The following is a 570-nucleotide window of genomic DNA, read 5'->3' as shown; positions in this document are numbered from 1 at the left end:
CCACATTTAGGGCAATCCCATTCCCTTACAGATAAGTCCTTGGTTTCGTGGTTCTGATATCCGCAAACATGGCACAGTTGGCTGCTTGGATACCACTTGTCTATCTTGATAAGCTGTTTGCCTTGCCAAGCCAACTTATATTCCAGCATGTTCGTGAACAGATTCCAGCCATTGTCAGCTACGGATTTGCCAAAACTGAACTTGCCACCCTTTTTCCGCTTTGCCATCGCTTTGACGCTAATATCCTCAATGCCAATGACATCATAGCGATCTGCAAGGTAGCGAGCCTTCTTATGCAGGAAATCCTGCCGTTGATTGGCCACTTTCTCATGGAGAATAGCTACACGCAGTCTTTGTTTTTCTCTGTTGTGACTTCCTTTCTGCTTTTGGGATAGCTTCCGCTGTGCCTTAGCCAATCTTTTCTCTGCCGTTCGCAGGAAATCGGGATACTCAGCATCCTCCTCATCGGAAGCCACATACAAGCCGTGCATCACAAAATCCAGGCCCAGGAACGTCTTCGGTATGACCGGGAGTATTTGGTTTTCATACTCCACCAGCATACTGATATAG

1 protein-coding gene is annotated in these 570 nt (G+C 47.0%); it reads right to left on the bottom strand.

The genetic code is table 11. The annotated features are described in order from the left end of the window. Positions 1 to 570, bottom strand: a 570-nt coding sequence (locus WMO23_RS11455; protein WP_349174162.1) for an RNA-guided endonuclease TnpB family protein, incomplete at both ends; no start/stop codon positions are given.

This window comes from Megasphaera intestinihominis, assembly GCF_040096415.1.
GTDB lineage: Bacteria > Bacillota > Negativicutes > Veillonellales > Megasphaeraceae > Megasphaera > Megasphaera intestinihominis.
The sequence above is the reverse complement of the archived record's forward strand: the minus strand, read 5'-3'. Positions and strand labels throughout refer to the sequence as shown.